This window comes from Pseudoclavibacter sp. RFBG4 (assembly GCF_002931515.1).
GTDB lineage: Bacteria > Actinomycetota > Actinomycetes > Actinomycetales > Microbacteriaceae > Pseudoclavibacter.
Genome location: NZ_PSYC01000017.1, coordinates 15,816 through 33,853 on the forward strand (window position 1 = coordinate 15,816; position 18,038 = coordinate 33,853).

Here is an 18,038-nt window from a genome sequence, read left to right on the forward strand (position 1 = left end):
GCCGGGCTCAGCTCGCGAGGTTCGAACTGCCCTGTGGATAACCCTCGCCGCTGCGGCGGCTGCCCCTACGCTGGCCGCGTGCGCTGGGACGACATGTTCGATGACCTCGCGGGTCAGCTTCAGGGTGGGATCGACGACGAGGCCGCCAGGCGCGCCATCGACGACGAACGGCTGCGGGTCGGTCGGCTCTCGCTGCGTGAACGGCTCGTCGCGCTCGCGGAGAGCGGTGACGAGCCCGTGTCGCTGCAGATGTCCGACGGGTCGATCGTGGCGGTGCGCCCGCGGGCCTTCGGCAGCGACTGGCTCTCGGCCGAGCTCGTCGCGGAATCGGGGCGAGTTCGCGTCTGCATCGTGCCGACTGCTGGCATCGCGTCGCTGGTGCTCACCGAGGCGCAGCTGCTCGCGAGCCTTCGAGAGGCCACGGGGAACAGACCGGGCGATCTCTCCGGGCGGCTGGGGCTGGCGTTCGCGCTCCGAGACCTCGGTCGGCGCCGAGCGCAGTGCGAGTTCGTCGTGACCACCGGGTCGATCGTCGGCACGATCGACCGCGTCGCCCGAGACCACGTCGACGTCGCGGTGCACGAGCGAGGGGTCGCGCGTCGCCCGAGGGATGTCGTCGCCTACCGGATCATCCCGCTCGACGATCTGCGTCTCGTGATCCTCGCCGGCGACTGAGTCGCTGCTCGGCCGCGGATCGGTGCCCGCCCTCGGAGCACTCACCGGCGTCGCTGGCTCGGTGAGCTCTAGCTGTACTGAGCAGTACAGCTAGAGGAGCGGCCGAAGTCGAGGGGTGGCTTCGTCCTGATGCTCGTCATCCGCCAGGAAGTCCCCGGAGTCGGCGAACTCGGCCTGCCGGAGTGCGGCGACACGGCGCTGGTAGTCGTACTGATCGTCGATGTACTGCTCGAGCATGCTCCGCTCGACCCGCCACTCGCCGACCCCGCCGATGCGGATCGCGGGCAGCTCCGCGCTCTGCACGAGTCCCACAGCGACATCCATCGTGACGTTGAGGATCTCACAGACCTCGGCGAGGGTCAGGAAGCGGCCGATTGACTGGGGGTCAACGGATGCGTTCATGCCGACGATTATCGCCCGCCCCCGGTTGCTCGTCCCGCGTTGTGGATAACTTCTGCGCCGTTTCCCACCTTGCGCCACGATGTCCGAGTCGCCAAGCCTGGTGACCGACGGTGGGGGAGAGGCGCATGACCGTGACCAAGGCTCGGAAACCGAGACGCTGGATCGACCCCCGGGTCGTCATCGGAGTGCTGCTCGTCGCCGTCTCGGTGCTGGGGGTCGTTGGGGTGCTCGTCGTCGGCAACCGCACATCGATCGCCTACGCGGCGGCATCGACGATCGCGCCGGGCGCGGTGCTGACGGTCGATGACCTCGTCCCGGTCGAGGTGGGTCTCGGGGCGAGCGCCGGGGCGTACCTCGATGCCGAGACCGTCCCGCAGGGCGAGTTCGTCGTGACGCAGGCAGTGCAGTCGGGCGAGCTCGTCCCGCGATCCCTGGTCGGGGTCGCAGACCCCAGCCGCACCTCGATCATCGTGGAGATCGCGGGCGGCCTCCCGACCGAGCTGGCCACGGGCGCCGCGGTGGAGCTCTGGTCGAGTCAGGAGAGCAGCCCAGGAACCTACGGTGCGCCAGTCCTCATCTCGGCGAGCGCCGTCGTCGCGAAGATCCTCCCCCGGGAAGGGGCGCTGTCGCGCAGCCAGGCTGATCGAGTCGAACTGCTCCTCCCGAAGAGCGAGATACCGACGCTGCTCGCTGTCATCAGCAACGAAGCGCGCGTGGCGCTTGTCCCCGTGTTCCTCGGGGTGGAGCACTGAGATGGCGCGCATCCTGATGGCCATCGACTTCGAGATCGAGGCCCGCTTCCTGGAGGGCATCATCGCGGCCGGGCACGACATCGTCGACCGGGTCTCCGGCGGACTCGCTGCTGCGACCGCAATCGAGCGTCTCCGCCCCGAGATCGTCCTGCTGCAGGGAGCTCCGGAGACCCTGACGGCGCGGAGCCTTGCCGCCTGCGCCCGGTTCGGGGCGCGTTTCATCGTCGTGGTGGCAAGCGAACTCGAGCGCCGCAACGCGGAGTCGTTCTCCGCGAGGGAGATCGTGGAAGCCGCGGCGAGCTGGAGCGAGATCGAGATGCTGCTCGTGTCCGTGCCAGATGCCATCGGCGATGTCGCGACGGGACCGATCCCGCAGCAGTCTGCATCGTTCGCCAGGCCTCCTGCGGCCGTGTCTCGACCGTCGGATGCGGGGCCTGTGGGGGCGAGCCACGACTCGGGGAACGCTCCGGTGGTCGAGGGCAGTCGGTCCGCGACCAGGCGTGCGAGGCGAGCCCGTGCCCACGCGGCGACTCGGGCGACGAGAGAGCCGGGAGCCGCGGAGGCAGCACGCCCGGCACGAAGACGCGACCAGGGAGGCAGAGGCGACCTGCTCGCCGTCTGGGGCTCGCACGGGGCGCCGGGGGCGTCGACGGTCGCGGCCGCTGTCGCCGCCAGCGCGGCCGCGGCAGGTCGGAGGGTGGTCCTCATCGATGCAGACAGCTACGGGGGATCGCTCGCCGCCATGCTCGGCATCACCGACGAGGCCCCTGGCTTCGCAGCCGCGTGCCGACTCGCGGGGGCGGCCCGGCTGACGCTCGTCGAGCTCGAGCGCATCGCGGCTCCCTATGCGATCGGTCGAGACGAGCTGCTGGTGCTCACGGGCATCGCCAACCCCGCCAGGTGGCCGGAGCTCAGTCGTGAGCGCGTCCTCACCGTGCTCGAGAGATGCCGGGAGATCGCCGACCTCGTCGTCGTGGACGTGGGATTCAGCCTCGAGAGCGACGACGAGATCGCGAGCGACGCGTTCTCCCCTCGTCGATCGGCGGCGACGCTCACCGCCCTCGGCGCCGCAGACCGGATCCTGGCCGTCGCCGACGGGCAGGCGGTCGGCCTGCAGCGGTTCCTGCGAGCGAGGGTGAACCTCATCGAGATCATCGGCGAGACGCCCGTGGACGTGATCGTCAACCGAGTGCGAGGGGAAGCGGTCGGCCTTGGCGCCGCGGGGCAGATCACGCACGTGCTCTCGCGTTTCGCCGGTCTGCAGGCGAGCGCCCTCATCCCGCTCGACCAGTCGGCATGCGATCGTGCGCTCCTCGCGGGCGAGCCCGTGACCTACGCGAGCCCCCGCTCCGGATTCGCGCGCGCGATCTCCAGCTACGTCGCAGACACGCTGCTGGCGGAGGCGGACGTCACGGCGGTTGTCGGCGTGCGTCTCGGCCAGCGAAAGGCAGGAAGTGCCCCATTTCGTCGATTCTGGCGCGGTCGTGGCGAACTGCAAGGTCAGAACTCCTAAGCTGACCGAGTGTCCAGTCTCTCCTCGCAACTCCAGCGCCGCGGAACCCTCAGTGAAGCTGAGCAGTCGTGGATACTCCAGCTGAGCGCCGACTGGCAGCTCCTGACCGACCTCTCGTGCGCCGACGTGGTTCTCTGGGTCCACACCAAGGACGACGACTTCGTGGCGGTCGCGCAGGGACGCCCATCGAGTGCGCCGACGCTGTTCTACCGAGACCTCATCGGGCAGCCCGTCCGCGAGCAGTGGGCGGTCGCCGTCCGACGCGCCTACGAAGAGGGCACCACCGTGCGCTCGACAGAACCCGACTGGTTCGACGAGATCCCGACACAGCTTCTCGTGACGCCCGTCTTCTGCCGTCTCCCCGGCGAGGGGGTGAGCCAGCACCCCATCGCCGTCATCACACGGCACACCAACCTCGGCAGCACGCGTTCCATCACTCGGCAGGAAGAGACCTTCCGCGACTGCGCGGACGAGATCTTCGCCATGATCGAGGAAGGCGCCTTTCCAGACCCGGAAGCCCCGCAGATCTCCCGCCGTGGTGCGCCACGCGCCTCAGACGGCCTCATTCGGCTCGACCGGGATGGGGTCGTCACGTTCGCGAGCGCAAACGCGCTGAGCGCGATGAACAAGCTCGGGTTCGGCGGCGAGCTCGAAGGCGAAGTGCTCTCGGAAGTCGCCTCCGCCCTGGTCCACGACAAGAGCCGCGTCACGGTCGATGAGGCGCTTCCGCTTGTCGTCACCGGTCGAGCACCCTGGATGACCGACGTCGAGGCACGAGACATCACCGTCACCCTCCGTGCACTCCCGCTGCGAGCGCACGGAGAGCGCACTGGCGCGATCGTCCTCTGCCGTGACACCACCGATGTCAGGCACCAGCAGCAGGAGCTCATCACCAAGGACGCCACGATTCGCGAGATCCATCACCGGGTCAAGAACAACCTCCAGACCGTCGCGGCCCTGTTGCGCATCCAGGCCCGGCGCTCCCGCAGCGACGAAGCCAGGGAGTCGCTCACCCAGGCGATGCGGCGTGTGTCCTCCATCGCGGTCGTGCACGACACGCTCTCCGGCGGCTTCTCGCAGACCGTCGACTTCGACGAGGTGTTCCTCCGCGTGATGAAGCTCATCACCGAAGTGTCCTCGACCTCCAACACGGTCGTCAGGCCAGTCGTCAGCGGTCGCTTCGGCACGCTGCCGAGCGAGTACGCCACACCCCTCGCCCTGGCGCTCACCGAGCTCGTCACGAACTCCGTCGAGCACGGCCTCGCCGGCCAGGAAGGCGAGGTGACGGTCACTGCTGAGCAGACGCCAGGAGGCCTCTCCGTCACGGTCGCCGACACCGGATCCGGATTCGTCGCCGGACGAATCGGGGCGGGTCTCGGAACGCAGATCGTGCGCACGCTCGTCGAGGGCGAACTCGGTGGCTCGATCGAATGGCACTCGGCACCAGGTGAGGGCACGCAGGTGAAGCTGCGCATCCCGAGCCGCTGGAAACGCGAAACGGGCGGCGCGTGAGCGCCGCCCGTCGGGCGATCCGCGGCCAGGCCGCGGAATGTTCGGTTGCTAGGAAGCTCGTCGGGCCCTCGCTGCGCGGCGCTTGAGCGCGCGGCGCTCGTCCTCTGAGAGGCCTCCCCAGACGCCGGAATCCTGACCGGTGTCGAGTGCGTACTGGAGGCACACCTCGGTGACCTTGCACGAAGCGCAGACGGCCTTCGCAGCATCGATCTGGTCTACAGCTGGGCCGGTGTTCCCGACGGGGAAGAAAAGCTCGGGATCTGCGTCCAAGCAGGCGGCAGTGTCGCGCCAATCCATCAGTGGTGCTCCTTATCGAGTGCGCCTCGCGCACAAAAACGCTCCGCTGGGAGCGAAGTTCTGGAACCCGGGATGCGGTGACTGGCCTATAGACTTGGCCTCGATTTTGCATTCCTCCGGGTATCTCTACCTAGAGAAAGATTTTGCCACAGCGTGATTTTCCAGGCAAGGGGTAATTCGTGAGCATCGGCACGACCAAGCGCCCGAAGACCGTCCTGCTGCTCGCCGGAGTCCTCGGGCTCGAGGCCGCGATCCTCGCCGCCGCGACGGTGTTCCTCGTCATCGAGACGGCTGCGCAGGAGGCCGAGTTCCTCGCGTCATCCCTTGCGCTCGCTGGCCTGTCGCTGCTCGGCGCCGTCCTGCTGGCGCTCGTCGCCGTGGCAACGCTCCGCCTGCGCTCCTGGGTCCGCGGGGCCGCCATCACCTGGCAGATCATGCAGCTGGCAGTCGCCTGGGTGTTCCTCCAGGGCGATATCGCGGTCTGGGTCGGCTGGGCGCTGACCGTGGTCAGCCTCCTCGGCGTCGTCGCGGCCGTGCATCCGGCAACCGGTCGTGCACTGCACCGCGACGACGACGAGCTGGCCGAGTCCCGCTAGGCCTCGAGCGGCTGCTAGACCTCGAGCAGCTTGAGGATGCGGGCGACGTGGCCCGCAGCTCGAACGTTGTAGAGCGCGTGCACGATGCGTCCCTCCTCGTCGATCACGAAGGTGGAGCGGATGGAGCCGACCGCGACCCGTCCGTACTTGTTGCGCTCGCCGTACGCGCCGTAGGCGGTCTGCACCGCGTGATCGGCGTCGCTCAGGAGCGTGAAGTCGAGGTGCTCCGCTTCCCGGAACTCAGCCAGCTTCTCCGGGTCGTCCGAGGAGATGCCGAGGATCGTGTAGCCGGCGGCGCGCAGGGGAGCGTCGCTCTCGCGGAAGTCGCAGGCCTCAGCCGTGCATCCGGGGGTGAAAGCCTCCGGGTACGTGTAGAGGATGACCCGCTTGCCGCGGAAGTCGGCGAGGGAGACGGTGCTGCCGTCCTGGTCGGTGAGGGTGAAGTCCGGTGCGCTGGCGCCCGGTTCGAGGCGGGCCGGAGTTGTTGTCGTCATGCCCTCAATCGTGGCATGTTGCGGCCGATTGGACTTCGAGTTCAAAACAGTGCTATGCTCTCTCGGTCGCCACGGAAACGGAACGACATGCACCTCTAGCTCAATTGGCAGAGCAATTGACTCTTAATCAATGGGTTCTCGGTTCAAGTCCGAGGGGGTGTACGAGATAGGCCCGGTAGCTCTCGCCAGCTACCGGGCCTTCTTGCATCTGTCCGCAGGCTCGCATCTGTCGGCAGCCTCCGGCATCTGTCCGCGGCTCTGGCACCGACCCGCGGGGCTCCCCGTCGGCCAGCCCATCGCCGGTCTGCCGTTCTTGGAGGCTGGGTGCTGGCAGAATGGGCATGCACTGGCTTGGCGCGGAACGCGCCGACGACGAGGAGGCGGATTCCGTGACGAATGCACCCGGTGAACTGTGGGCGAACTGGCCGCGAACCGCACGGGCGAACCCCTCGAGCATCGTTGCTCCTCGGGTCGCCGCAGACGTGCAGCAGATCGTCGCGGACGCCTACGCGAGTGGCAGACACGTTCGTCCGGTCGGTGCGAGCCACACCTCGAACGCCCTCGCGGCAGCGCCTGATGTCCTGCTCGACGCGCGCGGGCTGCGCGGCCTGAACTGGATCGACCTCGACAGTCGAGAGGCCGCATTCGGCGCGGGCACCACGATCGCCGAGGCGGGGGCGCTCCTCGAGTCCTATGGCTGGCAGCTCGAGAACATCCCGAACAACCCGGCCGTGACGCTCGGCGGCGCCGTCGCCACGGGCAGCCACGGCACGGGGGCGCGCTTCGCGAGCCTCTCGTCCCAGCTGGTCTCGGCGACTCTCGTGTCGGGCACGGGTGAGCTGGTCACGGTCAGCGCCCACCAGGATCTCGAACTGTGGCCATCGGTCAAGCTCAGCCTCGGCGCGCTCGGCGTCTTCACGGAGCTCGTGTTCCGCATCGTCCCCGGCTACCGCATCCGCACCTCCGCCGAGGAGATGCGCATGAGCGCGCTCGTCGACGAGTTCGAGGTCCTCGCCTCCGGGGCCGACCACTTCTCCGCGAGCTGGCGGCCGCACACCGACGAGGTGTTCGTGACGCAGGGTTTCCGCGAGTCCGGTGAGATCGCCGACGAGCCGACGCCGTCACGGCGTTCTGCCTCGTTCGGTGCGCTTGGCGAAGTGCTCGCGATCGGGCTCTCGAAGTCGCTGCCGCTGCTGACTCCCGCCGTGAACAGGCTCGCGAACCGCGTGCATCCGGTGGGCGAATCGACCCTCGGCCCCATGCGGGCGCTCGCGGAGCCCGCCCCGGTGCGGTTCGCGTCGCTCGAGTACTCGTTCCCCATCGCCGAGACGCCAGAGGTGCTTCGCTTCCTCGACGAGACCATCGAGCGCGCCCACCTGAACCTGCCATACGCCGTGCGCATCTCGACGACTGCCGCCGACGACGCGTGCCTGTCGAACGCCTACCGCAGGGCCGTCGGCAACATCGCCGTCCGGGTCCCGTCGACCCTCGACGCTCGGCCCATCTTCACCGCTGCAGAAGACCTGTTCCTCCGCCTCGGGGGTCTGCCCCACTGGGGGAGCTTCCACACGGTGCGGGCCGAGGAGTTCAAGCACGTCATCACGCGCTTCGGCGACTTCCACACCGCACGGGAGCGACTCGACCCCGCAGGCGTGTTCGACAACGCCCACCTCACGCGGGTCCTCGGGGCGCACTAGGCGGCCCACGCGGCCCTGCGGGGCGCGCTGAGGGTCGCTCAGAGCGGTTGGTCGGCCCGCGGGTCGTCCGGCTGGCGCCACGGCCTGTCGCGCCATCTGAACGCTCCGGCCCGATGCAGGATCCAGGCGGCGAGCAGGGCTCCGACGGCTCCGGATGCGCCGCCCACGAGCAGGGCGGCTCGCGGCCCGAACAGCTCGACGATCCAGCCCACGACGGGCGCGCCGATCGGGGTTCCGCCGAGGAAGATCGCCATGTACAGCGAGAGCACTCGTCCTCGCATGGATGGCTCCACGCTGCCCTGCACGAGCGCGTTCGCGGTCGTGATGGCGCTCAGCGAGGTGAAGCCGATCGGGATGAGTGCCAGAGCGAACAGCCAGAAGGTCGGCGCGAGCGCCGCCGCGAGGCAGCTGAGCGCGAAGAACCCGCTCGAGGAGAGCAGCACACGGAACCGGGCGCGTTCCCGTTTCGCGGCGAGCAGCGCACCGCCGAGCGAGCCGATGGCCAGGATCGAGGAGAGCAGCCCGAAGCTGTCGGCGCCGCCCTGGAACTCCATGGTCGTCATCGTCGCGGTGTAGATCGGGAAGTTGAGGCCGAAGGTGCCGAGGAGGAACACCAGCACGAGCACGGCGACGATGTCGGGGCGGTTCGCGACGTAGCGGATGCCCTCCCGGATCTGGCCGCGGCCTCGCTTCGACGGGGGAGACGGCAGCAGCTCCGAGGTGCGCATGGCCAGGAGCGCGGCGATCGTGGCGACGTAGGTGAGCGCGTTGACGAGGATCACGGGGCCCGCGCCGATGAACACGGTGAGGACCCCGGCGACCGCCGGGCCGATCATCCTGGCACCGTTGAACGAGGCTGAGTTGAGCGCCACGGCGTTCGAGAGCAGCTTGAGTCCGACGACCTCGGAGACGAAGGCCTGGCGTGCTGGGGCGTCGAGGGACGCGGCACAGCCGAGCAGCAGGGCGAAGACGTACACGTGCCAGAGCTCGGCGACGCCCGCAGTGACGATGGCGCCGAGCGCGAGCGCGAGCACGGCCATGACGGACTGCGTCCAGATGAGCACCTTCCGCTTCGACACGCGGTCGGCGATGACCCCCGCGTAGGGGGCGAGCAGCAGCTGGGGGCCGAACTGCAGGGCCATGACGACGCCGAGCGCGGTCGCGTCGTTGTCGGTGAGCTCGGTCAGCACGATCCACGCCTGAGCGGTGCGCTGCATCCACGTTCCGACGTTGGACGTCAGCGACCCGGCGAACCAGATGCGGTAGTTCCGTTCACGGAGCGAGCGGAACATCGAACTCACGGCAGCTGCTCCCTGGGGGTGGTCTTGGTCTCGGGGGTGCACAATGTAATGGTTGTGGCCGCAAGTATTTATGTGAAGGTCACAAAATGATCTCACGTACAATGACGCCGGTCGTCGAACCCGAGGAGAGCCGCAATGGCAGACAAGAACCGCGAACACATCCAGAAGCTTCGCGAGGAGGCCAACGCCATCCGCAAGCAGGAGGAAGCGCGCGCCAAGCGCACGCGCGTGCTGACGCAGGTCGGCATCATCGTCGGCGCCGTCGTCGTGCTGGGCGCGATCGTGCTGCTCGCCGTCTTCGGCTCGACCTGGTTCGGCAAGAAGATCGAGCTCTCGGCTGACGGGAACGTCGCCGTCGCACGCCTCGACGGCTCGACCGTCGAGCAGCCCATCGAGGTCGTCGACAACTCGGCGATCGTCGTCGGCGCAGCGGATGCTCCGGTCAAGATCGACTACTACTACGACTACTCGTGCCCCCACTGCGTGGACTACCACGAGCAGACCGGGGCCGTGTACAACGACCTCGTCGCAGCCGGCGACATCCAGGTCACCTACCACGCGATCAACATCGTCGCACCGTACGGCGCCGAGGCCGCAGCAGCCATCGCCTCGACTGTGGCGTACGAGCCCTCCGCCTTCTTCGCGGTGCACGACGGACTCTTCGGCATCCCCGCACAGACACAGACCAGCTGGGGCCCCGCGGACTACTCCTCGGCGCTCAGCCAGCTGGGCGTCACGAACCCGGAAGCGCTCGCAGCTGCGACGAACGGCGAGTTCTCGGGCTGGGCCGCCTCGAACACGACCGCCTCGCGTGAGGCTGGCGTCTCCGGCACCCCGAGCATCTTCGTGGACGGCGAGCTGCAGCAGACTCCTCCGGACGTCGAGACGCTCATGGCGCTTGCCGGCACCGCGAACACCGGCGAGTAGCGGGCACGCGAGATGGCGAGCTCTCCCGAACCGGCAGAGACCATCGAGGACGAGCAGGGCGGCACAGCCAAGCTGCCCTGGCTCGTCCGAACGCCCCAGAACGTGGCGTGGGCGCTCGTCGTCTTCGGCGGCGTGGGGCTGCTTGCGAGCTTCTTCCTGACCGTCGAGTACATCCACAAGCTGCAGGAGCCGACTCAGGCGCTCATCTGCGATCTGAACGTCTTCGTCACGTGCGGGCCTGCCATGCAGTCGTCCGCCGGCGCGATCCTCGGCTTCCCGAACATCATCATCGGCCTCGTCACCTTCGCGGTGACGGTCGCGATCGGCGCGGGCATCCTTGCCGGTGCGAGCTACCGTCGCTGGTTCTGGGTCGCGTTCCAGGTCGGGCTCGTGGGTGCTGCAGCGCTTGTCAGCTACCTGCAGTGGTACAGCGCTTTCGAGCTCGCGCGCCTGTGCCTGTGGTGCATGATCATCTGGGCCGCGACGATCCCCCTCGTCTCGACCGGCACCATCTTCAACATGGCGCACGGGCACCTCGGTGCAGGCGCCAAGCGCGTGGGGGAGAAGCTCGCCCCGTTCCTGCTGACGATCATCATCGTCTGGTACCTCGTGGTCGCCGCCGTGATCTTCACGGGGCTCCTGCCCTACCTCGCCTTCTAGGCGCGCAGCGCGCACGCAAGAACCCCGGTCCGAAGTTCGGACCGGGGTTCTCTGCTGTGCGGCTCAGCTGGAGAGTCTGTGACGACTCAGCCGGTGAAGGCTCAGGCGATCTTCCGCTCTGCGGACATGGCTGCCCGAGCGGCAATGTCGGCGGGGCGAGGAGTGACCGTCTCGACGAGGTCTTCGAGTGACTCCTCTGGCTTCAGAAACGTCTCGATGGCGCGCTGGCGTTCCTGCTCGCTGACGGGGGTCAATCGGGCCGGAGCGGCATCGCCGGCTTCGAGCGCCGCAACCGTTCCGAGCGTGTTCTGGATGCGCCGCACGAGGTCGGCGACCATGATCTCGGAGAACATGGCGTCGTCGCCTGGCTCGCGGTCCGGGCGCCACTCGAGTCGGTAGCGGCCCTCTGCCCCGAACATGTCGTCGAGGAGGAGCGTGAGCTCCTCGCGTGCCTCATCGCTCATGATGGCGCTCGGCTCGAGCAGGCGCGGAGGCTCCAGCTCGCTGCCGGGACGCTCGAGCCCCGAGAAGTTCGGGTGCCCGCCGAGTGGCATGGCCGGACGCGCGGACGGCGCCGAGACTGCAGGGATCGGCGCGGGAATCGCGCTCATCGGCTGCTGGGGGAGAACGGGGGGAGTAGGGGCTCCCTGCTGGGGGGTGGGCTGTGTCGAGTCTGTCGTCGACATGGCGTCACCCTCGGGGTGTCGCCGCTTGCGGAACCAACCGAACACGGAGTCCCCTTTCTGCACCGGGAATATGGGCTCTTCTTCCGGGTACAGGTCATCTGGGCCCGGAATGAGACGGCACTAGTCTCGCGGCGTTCGTGCGGCGAGTCGAGAGACACGCCGCACGCTGCCGGGATTGTTAGTCGAGCTCGAGCTTTCGCTGGTTGGCGTCGTCCATGACGGCGCTGATGGCGAGGGCCGTCGAGATGCCCCAGGCGAGCCAGACGAGCACCGCGCGCCAGCGCTTGGTCTCCATCGAGGTCTGTCGGAAGACGCCCACGATGCCGAAGATCGAGGACAGGATCGCTCCGTTGGTGAGGAATTTGCGCATGGCTTCCGCTCCCTGCTTGTGCCGGGGGTCGCGTCGTTGTGATCGCGCCGACGTTCTGGTGGACGTGGTCAGGTTAGCGGTGTCGTCTGTCTGCATCTTGGAGAGTGCCGTGAAGCACCACCGCACATTTCCTGACCGATCGGTTGAAGTCTGACCGTTCGGTCAATAGACTCTGCGGGTGACCGAGATCCCCCCAGCTGAGAAGGCCCAGGCCGAAGCGCCCCACGCAGGGCAGCGCAAGCACCCGACCGACCTCCTCAAGCAAGCCGCACTCGTCGAGTTCGCCGCGCACGGCTACGAAGGGGCCTCGCTGCAGGAGATCGCGAGCAAGGCCGGGTACACGAAGGCCAACCTCCTCTACCACTTCGGCTCGAAGCAGGGGCTCTTCGAGCAGGCAGTGCTCGAAGCCCTCGGCGCGTTCCAGGAGCTCGTCGACTCGCTGCAGCACCTCGACATCGGCACGGAGGACGAGCGCCTCGTCGGCCCCTTCGTCGACTTCCTGCTGCAGCACCGCCTCGCTGTGCACATGTTCGTGAACCACCGCAGCACCGGGGCCGGCGAGTTCATCGCCACCCGAGTCGACCCCATCATCGAACGGCTCGTCGTCGCACTCTCGGACGACGACCCGGACCGAGCGCTGCGCATCGCGATCGGCCTCGCGGGAGTCGCCTACTGCCTCGCCAACGAGAACATCCCAGGCGAGGCCAACAAGCCGGAGCCGACACGCGACGAGCTGGTCGCCGCCCTCACCTTCATCTCGGCCACGCGCCGGTAGTCGACCGACGACAGTCAGGCAAAGAACCCATGGCCCTCCTCCTCTTCCGAATCGCCCGCGGCTCCTACCGCCACCCGTGGCGCGTCCTGTCCGCCTGGATCCTGCTGCTCGCCGTGCTGCTCGGCGTCGGCGTCGCTGCCGGAGGTGCCCTCAAGGAGTCGTTCGCGATCCCCGGCACCCAGTCGCAGGCGGCGCTCGACCGGCTCGGCGAGGTGTTCCCAGAGGCCGCAGGCGCGAGCGCGAGCATCGTCGTCGTCACGCCGGCGGGTGACTCCGTCGAGGATGAGCCCTACCGTGGCGCCATCGACGATGCGGCAGACCGGCTCGGCGAGCTCGACGGAGTCAGCCAGGCGCTGTCGCCATTCTCCGAGTTCGCGACCGACGCGATCTCCGACGATGCCGAAGCCGGCATCATCCGCGTGCAGTTCGACGGCACCAGCGAGGACATCAGCGAGGCGACGATCGACGAGGTCACCGAGATCGGCACCTCGCTCGAGGGGTCCGGCCTGCAGGTCGGCTTCGACGGCCAGATCTTCCAGAACCTCGAGTACGGCCTCACCCCGACCGAGGTCATCGGCGTGGTGTTCGCGGCCATCGTGCTGTTCGTCGCCTTCGGGTCGGTGCTCGCCGCAGGCCTCCCGCTCGCCTCCGCGATCGTCGGAGTCGGTGTGACGATGGGCGGGATCCTCTTCGCCGCGAAGTTCGTGGTCGTCTCGAGCGCCACCCCGCTGCTCGCCGTCATGATCGGCCTCGCCGTCGGCATCGACTACGCACTCTTCGTCGTCTCCCGCCACCGCACGCAGCTCGCCACCGGCATGGACCCGGAGGAGTCCACGGCCACGGCCGTCGGTACCGCGGGCAACGCCGTCGTCTTCGCTGGCGTGACCGTCATGATCGCCCTGCTCGGCCTGGTGATCGTCGGCATCCCGTTCCTGAGCGTCATGGGCATCGCCGCCGCCGCAGCGGTCTTCGCGGCGATGGCCGCCGTCATCACCCTCGTGCCAGCCCTCCTCGGCTTCGCGGGCGAGCGGATGCGGCCCAAGGCCGGGTCGCGCGCCTTCCGCCGCGAGACCGGCGCGAACGCGAAGCCCACCATGGGCAGGAGATGGGTGCGACTCGTCATGCGAGCACCGCTTGCCTTCGCGCTCGCGGTCGTCGCCATCCTCGGCACGCTCGCCATCCCCGCCCTCGACCTCAAGCTCGCACTGCCCTCCGGCGCCTCCGAGCCCGAGGACAGCGTCGCGCACATCGGCTACGACCTCGTCTCCGAGCACTTCGGCCCTGGGGCCAACGGGCCGCTCATCGTGATGGTCGACATCACGCAGGGCGACAACGACACGCTGCTCGACGACCTGCAGCTCATCGCCGACCGCGTCGCGCAGGTCGACGGCATCGACACCGTCGGCGACCCGCTGCCGAACCTGACCGTCGACTCCGCGATCATCCAGGTCGTCCCCTCGACCGGACCGGACGACGACGAGACGCTGAGAGTCGTCGGCGAGATCCGCGACCTCGGCGACGAGCTCGAAGCCGAGACCGGCATGAAGACCTCGGTGACCGGGGCGACCGCCATCGCGCTCGACATCTCCGATCGCCTCAACCAGGCGCTCCTGCCGTTCGCGGCCGTCGTCGTCGGGCTCAGCTTCTTCCTGCTCATGATGGTGTTCCGGTCGATCCTCGTTCCCCTCAAGGCGGCGCTGAGCTTCCTGCTGAGCGTCTTCGCCGCCTTCGGAGTGGTCGTCGCGATCTTCCAGTGGGGATGGTTCGCCGACGCCCTGCACGTCGTGCCCGGACCCATCATCAGCTTCATGCCCATCCTGCTCATGGCCATCATCTTCGGGTTGGCCATGGACTACGAGGTCTTCCTCGTCTCCGGGATGCGCGAGGCCTACGTTCGCGGCGGCAACGCCAAGGAGGCGGTCGAGACCGGCTTCGCGAACGGCGCGCGCGTCGTCACCGCTGCCGCGCTCATCATGTTCTTCGTGTTCGCCGCCTTCGTGCCAGAGGGAGCCGGCGTCATCAAAGCCATCGCCCTCGGCCTCGCGGCCGGGATCTTCTTCGACGCGTTCCTCGTGCGCATGACGCTCGTGCCCGCCATCATGGCGATGCTCGGCAAGCGGGCGTGGGCCCTGCCAGCCTGGCTCGAGCGCATCCTCCCCGACCTCGACGTGGAGGGCGAGCACCTTCGCCACTACCGCCAGAACGCGGAATGGATGCGGGACCAGCCAGACGGCATCGCCATGGACGCGCTCATCGCCGGTTCCGAATCGGCGGCGACACGCCCCGTCACGGGCGGCATCGAGCGCGGCGGCGTGCTGCTCGTCGAAGGACAGCTCGCCGAACGGCGGTTGCTCGCCGCGACGCTCGCCGGACGCATCGCCCCCGTGAGCGGGCACGCCCACGCCCACGGGCACCTCACTCCCGGAGACGAGAGCGCGCTCATGCAGCGCGTCGCCGTCGTCGACGCGTCGACGCTCGACGCCAGATCCGCGGAGCTCACCGTCGGCGCACTCCTCGAGGAACGTCTCCGCCTCGGACGCGGCGCCGCCGGGGGAGCCGTGCCATCGGCACTCATCGACCAGGGAGTGTCCGAGATCTCGGCCGGCACGGCCCGCCTGCGTGACGGCTCGCCGCACGTCAGCGCCGAGACGAGCCTCGGCGAGCTGCGGCCGGCATCCAGAGGAGTCGCGCTCGCCCGCATCGCGCTCGCCGAAGGGCCGGAAGTGCTTGTCCTCGACCTCGGGCCCGGAGCCGAACCGGACGTCACGACGCGCCTGGCCGCCGCCGTGCTCGCCGAAGCGAGCTCGCTCGCCGCACCGGAGACGACGATCGTGCTCGGCCTTCCCAGCGGACTCGACCCCGCCGCCATCCTCGGAGAGGTCCGCCGCCCCGCCGGGCGCATCCGCCTCGATGCCCAGCCGAGCGCACCCACCGGCACCCCAGCATCCACCCAAGCAGCAACCAGCACGCACAAGGGAGCACTCGCATGAGCGCCGCCGTCCTCCACGCCGTCACGGCCGATCGCCGGGCCCTGCGCCAGAGGCGCCTGCGCAACCTGCTCGTCGCCATCCTCGTGCCGCTCGTCGTCGCGGGGGCCTACTTCGCCGGCCTCGCCGGCGCGGAGGCGCGCACCTCGGCGATCCCCGCGATGATCGTCAACAACGACCAGCTGCAGACCCAGACGGCGCCCGACGGCACGGAGACGACCGTGATCGCCGGACGCCTCGTCGTCAGCGCCCTCACCGATCCCGACACGGCGACGGGCTTCGACTGGCAGCTCGCCAACGCCGACACGGCCAAGGCAGCGCTGGAAGACGGCTCCGCGTACGTCGTCGTCACCATCCCGGAGGACTTCTCCGCGCGCATCACCGGCCTTGCCGACGATGGCGCGGAACCGGCCACGATCGACGTGACCACTGACGAGTCGCACGACTACCTCTCCCCGGCAATCGCCAACGGACTCGCAGACGCCCTCACCGCCCAGTTCGGCACGCAGGTGACCGAGATGGTCGCCGTGCAGCTCTTCGACGGCATCGGCCAGACGGCGACCTCGCTGCGCGACGCGGCAGACGGCGCCTCGCAGCTCGCCGACGGCGGCACGCAGCTCGGCTCCGGGCTCGCCCAGTTCGCCGACGGGCAGGACGAGCTCTCGGCCGGACTCGTGCAGAGCGCCGACGGCGCGGGCGAGCTCTCCACCGGCGTCACCACCTACGTGTCCGGAGTCGGCGAGCTCTCGAGCGGCATCAGCCAGTACACGGCGGGCGTCGACCAGCTCTCAGCGGGTGTCACCCAGTACACGAGCGGCGCCGACCAGCTCGCGGCCGGCATCGGCCAGCTCGCCGTGCAGACCCCAGGGCTCCGCGAAGGCGGCCAGCAGCTGCAGGATGCCGGCACGCAGCTCGAGGGATACTCGACCGCCGTCACACAAGGCACCGCGACCTATCAGGAGCAGATCAGGCCGGCCCTCGTCGCCCTGAACGACTCAACAGACGGACTCGTCGCCTGGTGCGCCGCGCTCGCCGACCCGACCCTCAAGACCGAGTGCGAGACGCAGCTGAAGGGCCTCGTCGGCACGACCGGTGGCGTCGACGGCCTCGTCGAGACCCTCGACAGTGCGACGGGCGAGCTCACCGCCGTGACCGAGGGCGCATCCGAGCTGCCCACCCTCGGCGCCGGCCTTGTCCAGCTCGCCGACGGCATCGACCAGCTCAACACCGGGGCCACGCAGCTCTCCGCCGGCTCCAGCAGCCTCACCACGGGAGCCTCTGACCTCGCGACGGCAGGCGACGAACTCGAGAGCGGCGCGTCCCAGCTCGTGACCGGCGGCACCCAGCTCGAGACGGGTGCCAGCGCACTCGCGACCGGGCTCGGGCAGCTCCGCGACGGGCAGCAGCTGCTCGTCGACGGCGTCGCGCCCATCCAGGACGGCGTCGGAGAGCTCACCTCGGGCGCAAGCCAGCTCTCGACGGGCCTGAGCGACGGCGCCACGCAGGCCGAGAACGCCGTCGGCGACCCCGACGCGCTCGCCGAAGTGGTTGCCAACCCCGTGCAGGCGAACCAGAGCATGCAGCACGAAGTGAGCTTCGGCGAGATCCTCACCACCCTCATCCTGCCGCTCGCCCTCTGGCTCACGGCCCTCGCGACCACGCTCATGCGGCGCCTCGTGCCGACCGAGGCCTACGCCTCCATGGCCTCGAACGGGCGCATCCTGCTCGACGCGACCAGGCGCATGCTCCTGCCGCTCAGCGCGGTTCTCTTCGCCGTCATGGTCATCGCGCACGGCTTCGTGGGTGTTCCCGTCACGGCCGCGTTCGCGACGCTCGGACTGGGAGCGCTCTGCGCGCTCGCCCTCATCGGGGTGCACCTGCTCTTCACGACGCTCTGGGGTCGGCGTGCCGCAGCCGTGGCATCCATGGGCCTGCTGAGCATCCAGGTGCTCGCCATGCGCGGACTCGTGCCGCTCGAGCTGAAATCGCCCTTCGTCGAGATGCTGTCGGGGCTGCTCCCCGGCACCCACCTCGCCGCCGGACTGCAGCTCGCCTACTCGGGAGGCACTGCCTCCGGAGTCGTCATGGCCGCTGTCGGCATGCTCGTCATCGCCGCCGTCGCCTTCGGGGGCGCCAGCCTGGTCATCGGCCGCAGGCGCCGCTCGAAGCCGTCGCTTGTCGCTGGGCTCACGGCCGGCCGACGCGAGCTCGTCGCCGCGTAGCTCCCCGGGATTTCGTCGTCATTCCCGGGCCTGCCCTCGTCATCCGGGACCCGCAGTCACCCCGGGCCCGGCGTCGTCATCCCGGGACCCGCAGTCACCCCGGGCCCCGCCCGCAGTCACCCCGGGCCCCGCCCTCGTCACCCCGGGCCCGCCCGCCTGTCTCGGGCTGGAG

Annotated in this window: 17 protein-coding genes and 1 tRNA gene; 12 read left to right on the plus strand and 6 right to left on the minus strand. The window is 69.1% G+C overall.

What is annotated here, in order from left to right:
- Positions 1–78 precede the first annotated feature (78 nt).
- A complete protein-coding gene (locus tag C5E10_RS04260) occupies positions 79–675 on the plus strand; it encodes a hypothetical protein (protein WP_104330592.1) in 597 nt (198 codons plus the stop codon).
- A 90-nt stretch (positions 676–765) separates the two neighbouring features.
- On the opposite strand, the gene C5E10_RS19510 is transcribed toward C5E10_RS04260, so the two are convergent.
- A complete protein-coding gene (locus C5E10_RS19510; RefSeq protein WP_104330593.1) occupies positions 766–1,077 on the minus strand; it encodes a helix-turn-helix domain-containing protein in 312 nt (103 codons plus the stop codon).
- 125 nt (positions 1,078–1,202) lie between these two features.
- Here C5E10_RS19510 and C5E10_RS04270 point away from each other — a divergent pair, with 125 nt between their 5' ends.
- The 3 genes from C5E10_RS04270 to C5E10_RS04280 are packed head-to-tail and all read left to right on the plus strand — an operon-like array spanning position 1,203 to position 4,854.
- Positions 1,203–1,829: a hypothetical protein gene (locus C5E10_RS04270; RefSeq protein WP_104330594.1), complete on the plus strand. Its 627-nt coding sequence runs from the start codon at positions 1,203–1,205 to the stop codon at positions 1,827–1,829.
- 1 nt (position 1,830) lies between these two features.
- Positions 1,831–3,342 (plus strand): P-loop NTPase, encoded by a 1,512-nt coding sequence (locus C5E10_RS04275; RefSeq protein ID WP_104330595.1) that lies wholly within the window; start codon positions 1,831–1,833, stop codon positions 3,340–3,342.
- 9 nt (positions 3,343–3,351) lie between these two features.
- Positions 3,352–4,854 (plus strand): sensor histidine kinase, encoded by a 1,503-nt coding sequence (locus C5E10_RS04280; RefSeq protein ID WP_104330596.1) that lies wholly within the window; start codon positions 3,352–3,354, stop codon positions 4,852–4,854.
- A 48-nt stretch (positions 4,855–4,902) separates the two neighbouring features.
- Here C5E10_RS04280 and C5E10_RS04285 read toward each other — a convergent pair whose 3' ends face one another.
- Entirely contained in the window at positions 4,903–5,151 is a 249-nt protein-coding gene (locus C5E10_RS04285) for a WhiB family transcriptional regulator (RefSeq protein WP_068476994.1), read from the minus strand.
- A gap of 179 nt (positions 5,152–5,330) precedes the next feature.
- Between C5E10_RS04285 and C5E10_RS04290 the strand changes: the two genes are divergently transcribed.
- The gene (locus tag C5E10_RS04290; RefSeq protein WP_104330597.1) at positions 5,331–5,747 is read left to right on the plus strand and encodes a hypothetical protein; all 417 of its coding nucleotides are present in this window, start codon (positions 5,331–5,333) and stop codon (positions 5,745–5,747) included.
- A gap of 14 nt (positions 5,748–5,761) precedes the next feature.
- On the opposite strand, the gene bcp is transcribed toward C5E10_RS04290, so the two are convergent.
- Positions 5,762–6,241, minus strand: a complete 480-nt coding sequence (bcp, locus tag C5E10_RS04295) for a thioredoxin-dependent thiol peroxidase (RefSeq protein WP_104330598.1) — start codon at positions 6,239–6,241, stop codon at positions 5,762–5,764.
- Positions 6,242–6,330: 89 nt separating this feature from the next.
- Between bcp and C5E10_RS04300 the strand changes: the two genes are divergently transcribed.
- Positions 6,331–6,403: transfer RNA gene (locus tag C5E10_RS04300), tRNA-Lys, on the plus strand.
- Positions 6,404–6,582: 179 nt separating this feature from the next.
- On the plus strand, positions 6,583–7,938 hold the full coding sequence (locus C5E10_RS04305) for a D-arabinono-1,4-lactone oxidase (protein WP_181062636.1): 1,356 nt from the start codon (positions 6,583–6,585) through the stop codon (positions 7,936–7,938).
- 38 nt (positions 7,939–7,976) lie between these two features.
- Here C5E10_RS04305 and C5E10_RS04310 read toward each other — a convergent pair whose 3' ends face one another.
- Positions 7,977–9,239, minus strand: coding sequence for an MFS transporter (locus C5E10_RS04310; protein ID WP_104240406.1), 1,263 nt, complete (start codon positions 9,237–9,239; stop codon positions 7,977–7,979).
- Between the two features lie 135 nt (positions 9,240–9,374).
- On the opposite strand from C5E10_RS04310, the gene C5E10_RS04315 reads away from it, so the two are divergent.
- Both C5E10_RS04315 and C5E10_RS04320 read left to right on the plus strand, forming a co-directional pair.
- Positions 9,375–10,166, plus strand: a complete 792-nt coding sequence (locus tag C5E10_RS04315; RefSeq protein WP_104330600.1) for a thioredoxin domain-containing protein — start codon at positions 9,375–9,377, stop codon at positions 10,164–10,166.
- 12 nt (positions 10,167–10,178) lie between these two features.
- A complete protein-coding gene (locus C5E10_RS04320) occupies positions 10,179–10,826 on the plus strand; it encodes a vitamin K epoxide reductase family protein (RefSeq protein WP_104330601.1) in 648 nt (215 codons plus the stop codon).
- 101 nt (positions 10,827–10,927) lie between these two features.
- Here the strand turns inward: C5E10_RS04320 and C5E10_RS04325 are convergent, their stop codons facing one another.
- Both C5E10_RS04325 and C5E10_RS04330 read right to left on the minus strand, forming a co-directional pair.
- Positions 10,928–11,437, minus strand: a complete 510-nt coding sequence (locus C5E10_RS04325; RefSeq protein ID WP_104330602.1) for a hypothetical protein — start codon at positions 11,435–11,437, stop codon at positions 10,928–10,930.
- Positions 11,438–11,690: 253 nt separating this feature from the next.
- Positions 11,691–11,882, minus strand: a complete 192-nt coding sequence (locus C5E10_RS04330) for a hypothetical protein (RefSeq protein ID WP_104240410.1) — start codon at positions 11,880–11,882, stop codon at positions 11,691–11,693.
- 178 nt (positions 11,883–12,060) lie between these two features.
- On the opposite strand from C5E10_RS04330, the gene C5E10_RS04335 reads away from it, so the two are divergent.
- From C5E10_RS04335 to C5E10_RS04345, 3 genes are read left to right on the plus strand one after another with little or no spacing between them, the layout of a single operon-like run.
- Positions 12,061–12,657 (plus strand): TetR/AcrR family transcriptional regulator, encoded by a 597-nt coding sequence (locus tag C5E10_RS04335; RefSeq protein WP_181062637.1) that lies wholly within the window; start codon positions 12,061–12,063, stop codon positions 12,655–12,657.
- Between the two features lie 29 nt (positions 12,658–12,686).
- Complete coding sequence (locus C5E10_RS04340; protein ID WP_104330604.1) at positions 12,687–15,647, plus strand: MMPL family transporter; 2,961 nt, start codon at positions 12,687–12,689, stop codon at positions 15,645–15,647.
- A complete protein-coding gene (locus tag C5E10_RS04345; protein ID WP_104330605.1) occupies positions 15,644–17,866 on the plus strand; it encodes a YhgE/Pip domain-containing protein in 2,223 nt (740 codons plus the stop codon). The genes C5E10_RS04340 and C5E10_RS04345 overlap by 4 nt, the downstream gene beginning before the upstream one ends.
- The last annotated feature ends 172 nt before the right edge of the window (positions 17,867–18,038 follow it).

Excerpts from the sequence above, each read along its gene's own strand:
- C5E10_RS19510 (WP_104330593.1), bottom strand. The coding sequence starts at position 1,077 with ATGAACGCATCCGTTGACCCCCAGTCAATCGGCCGCTTCCTGACCCTC.
- C5E10_RS04270 (WP_104330594.1), top strand. The coding sequence starts at position 1,203 with ATGACCGTGACCAAGGCTCGGAAACCGAGACGCTGGATCGACCCCCGG.
- C5E10_RS04275 (WP_104330595.1), top strand. The coding sequence starts at position 1,831 with ATGGCGCGCATCCTGATGGCCATCGACTTCGAGATCGAGGCCCGCTTC.
- C5E10_RS04285 (WP_068476994.1), bottom strand. The coding sequence starts at position 5,151 with ATGGATTGGCGCGACACTGCCGCCTGCTTGGACGCAGATCCCGAGCTT.
- bcp (WP_104330598.1), bottom strand. The coding sequence starts at position 6,241 with ATGACGACAACAACTCCGGCCCGCCTCGAACCGGGCGCCAGCGCACCG.
- C5E10_RS04305 (WP_181062636.1), top strand. The coding sequence starts at position 6,583 with ATGCACTGGCTTGGCGCGGAACGCGCCGACGACGAGGAGGCGGATTCC.
- C5E10_RS04315 (WP_104330600.1), top strand. The coding sequence starts at position 9,375 with ATGGCAGACAAGAACCGCGAACACATCCAGAAGCTTCGCGAGGAGGCC.
- C5E10_RS04320 (WP_104330601.1), top strand. The coding sequence starts at position 10,179 with ATGGCGAGCTCTCCCGAACCGGCAGAGACCATCGAGGACGAGCAGGGC.
- C5E10_RS04325 (WP_104330602.1), bottom strand. The coding sequence starts at position 11,437 with ATGAGCGCGATTCCCGCGCCGATCCCTGCAGTCTCGGCGCCGTCCGCG.
- C5E10_RS04330 (WP_104240410.1), bottom strand. The coding sequence starts at position 11,882 with ATGCGCAAATTCCTCACCAACGGAGCGATCCTGTCCTCGATCTTCGGC.
- C5E10_RS04340 (WP_104330604.1), top strand. The coding sequence starts at position 12,687 with ATGGCCCTCCTCCTCTTCCGAATCGCCCGCGGCTCCTACCGCCACCCG.
- C5E10_RS04345 (WP_104330605.1), top strand. The coding sequence starts at position 15,644 with ATGAGCGCCGCCGTCCTCCACGCCGTCACGGCCGATCGCCGGGCCCTG.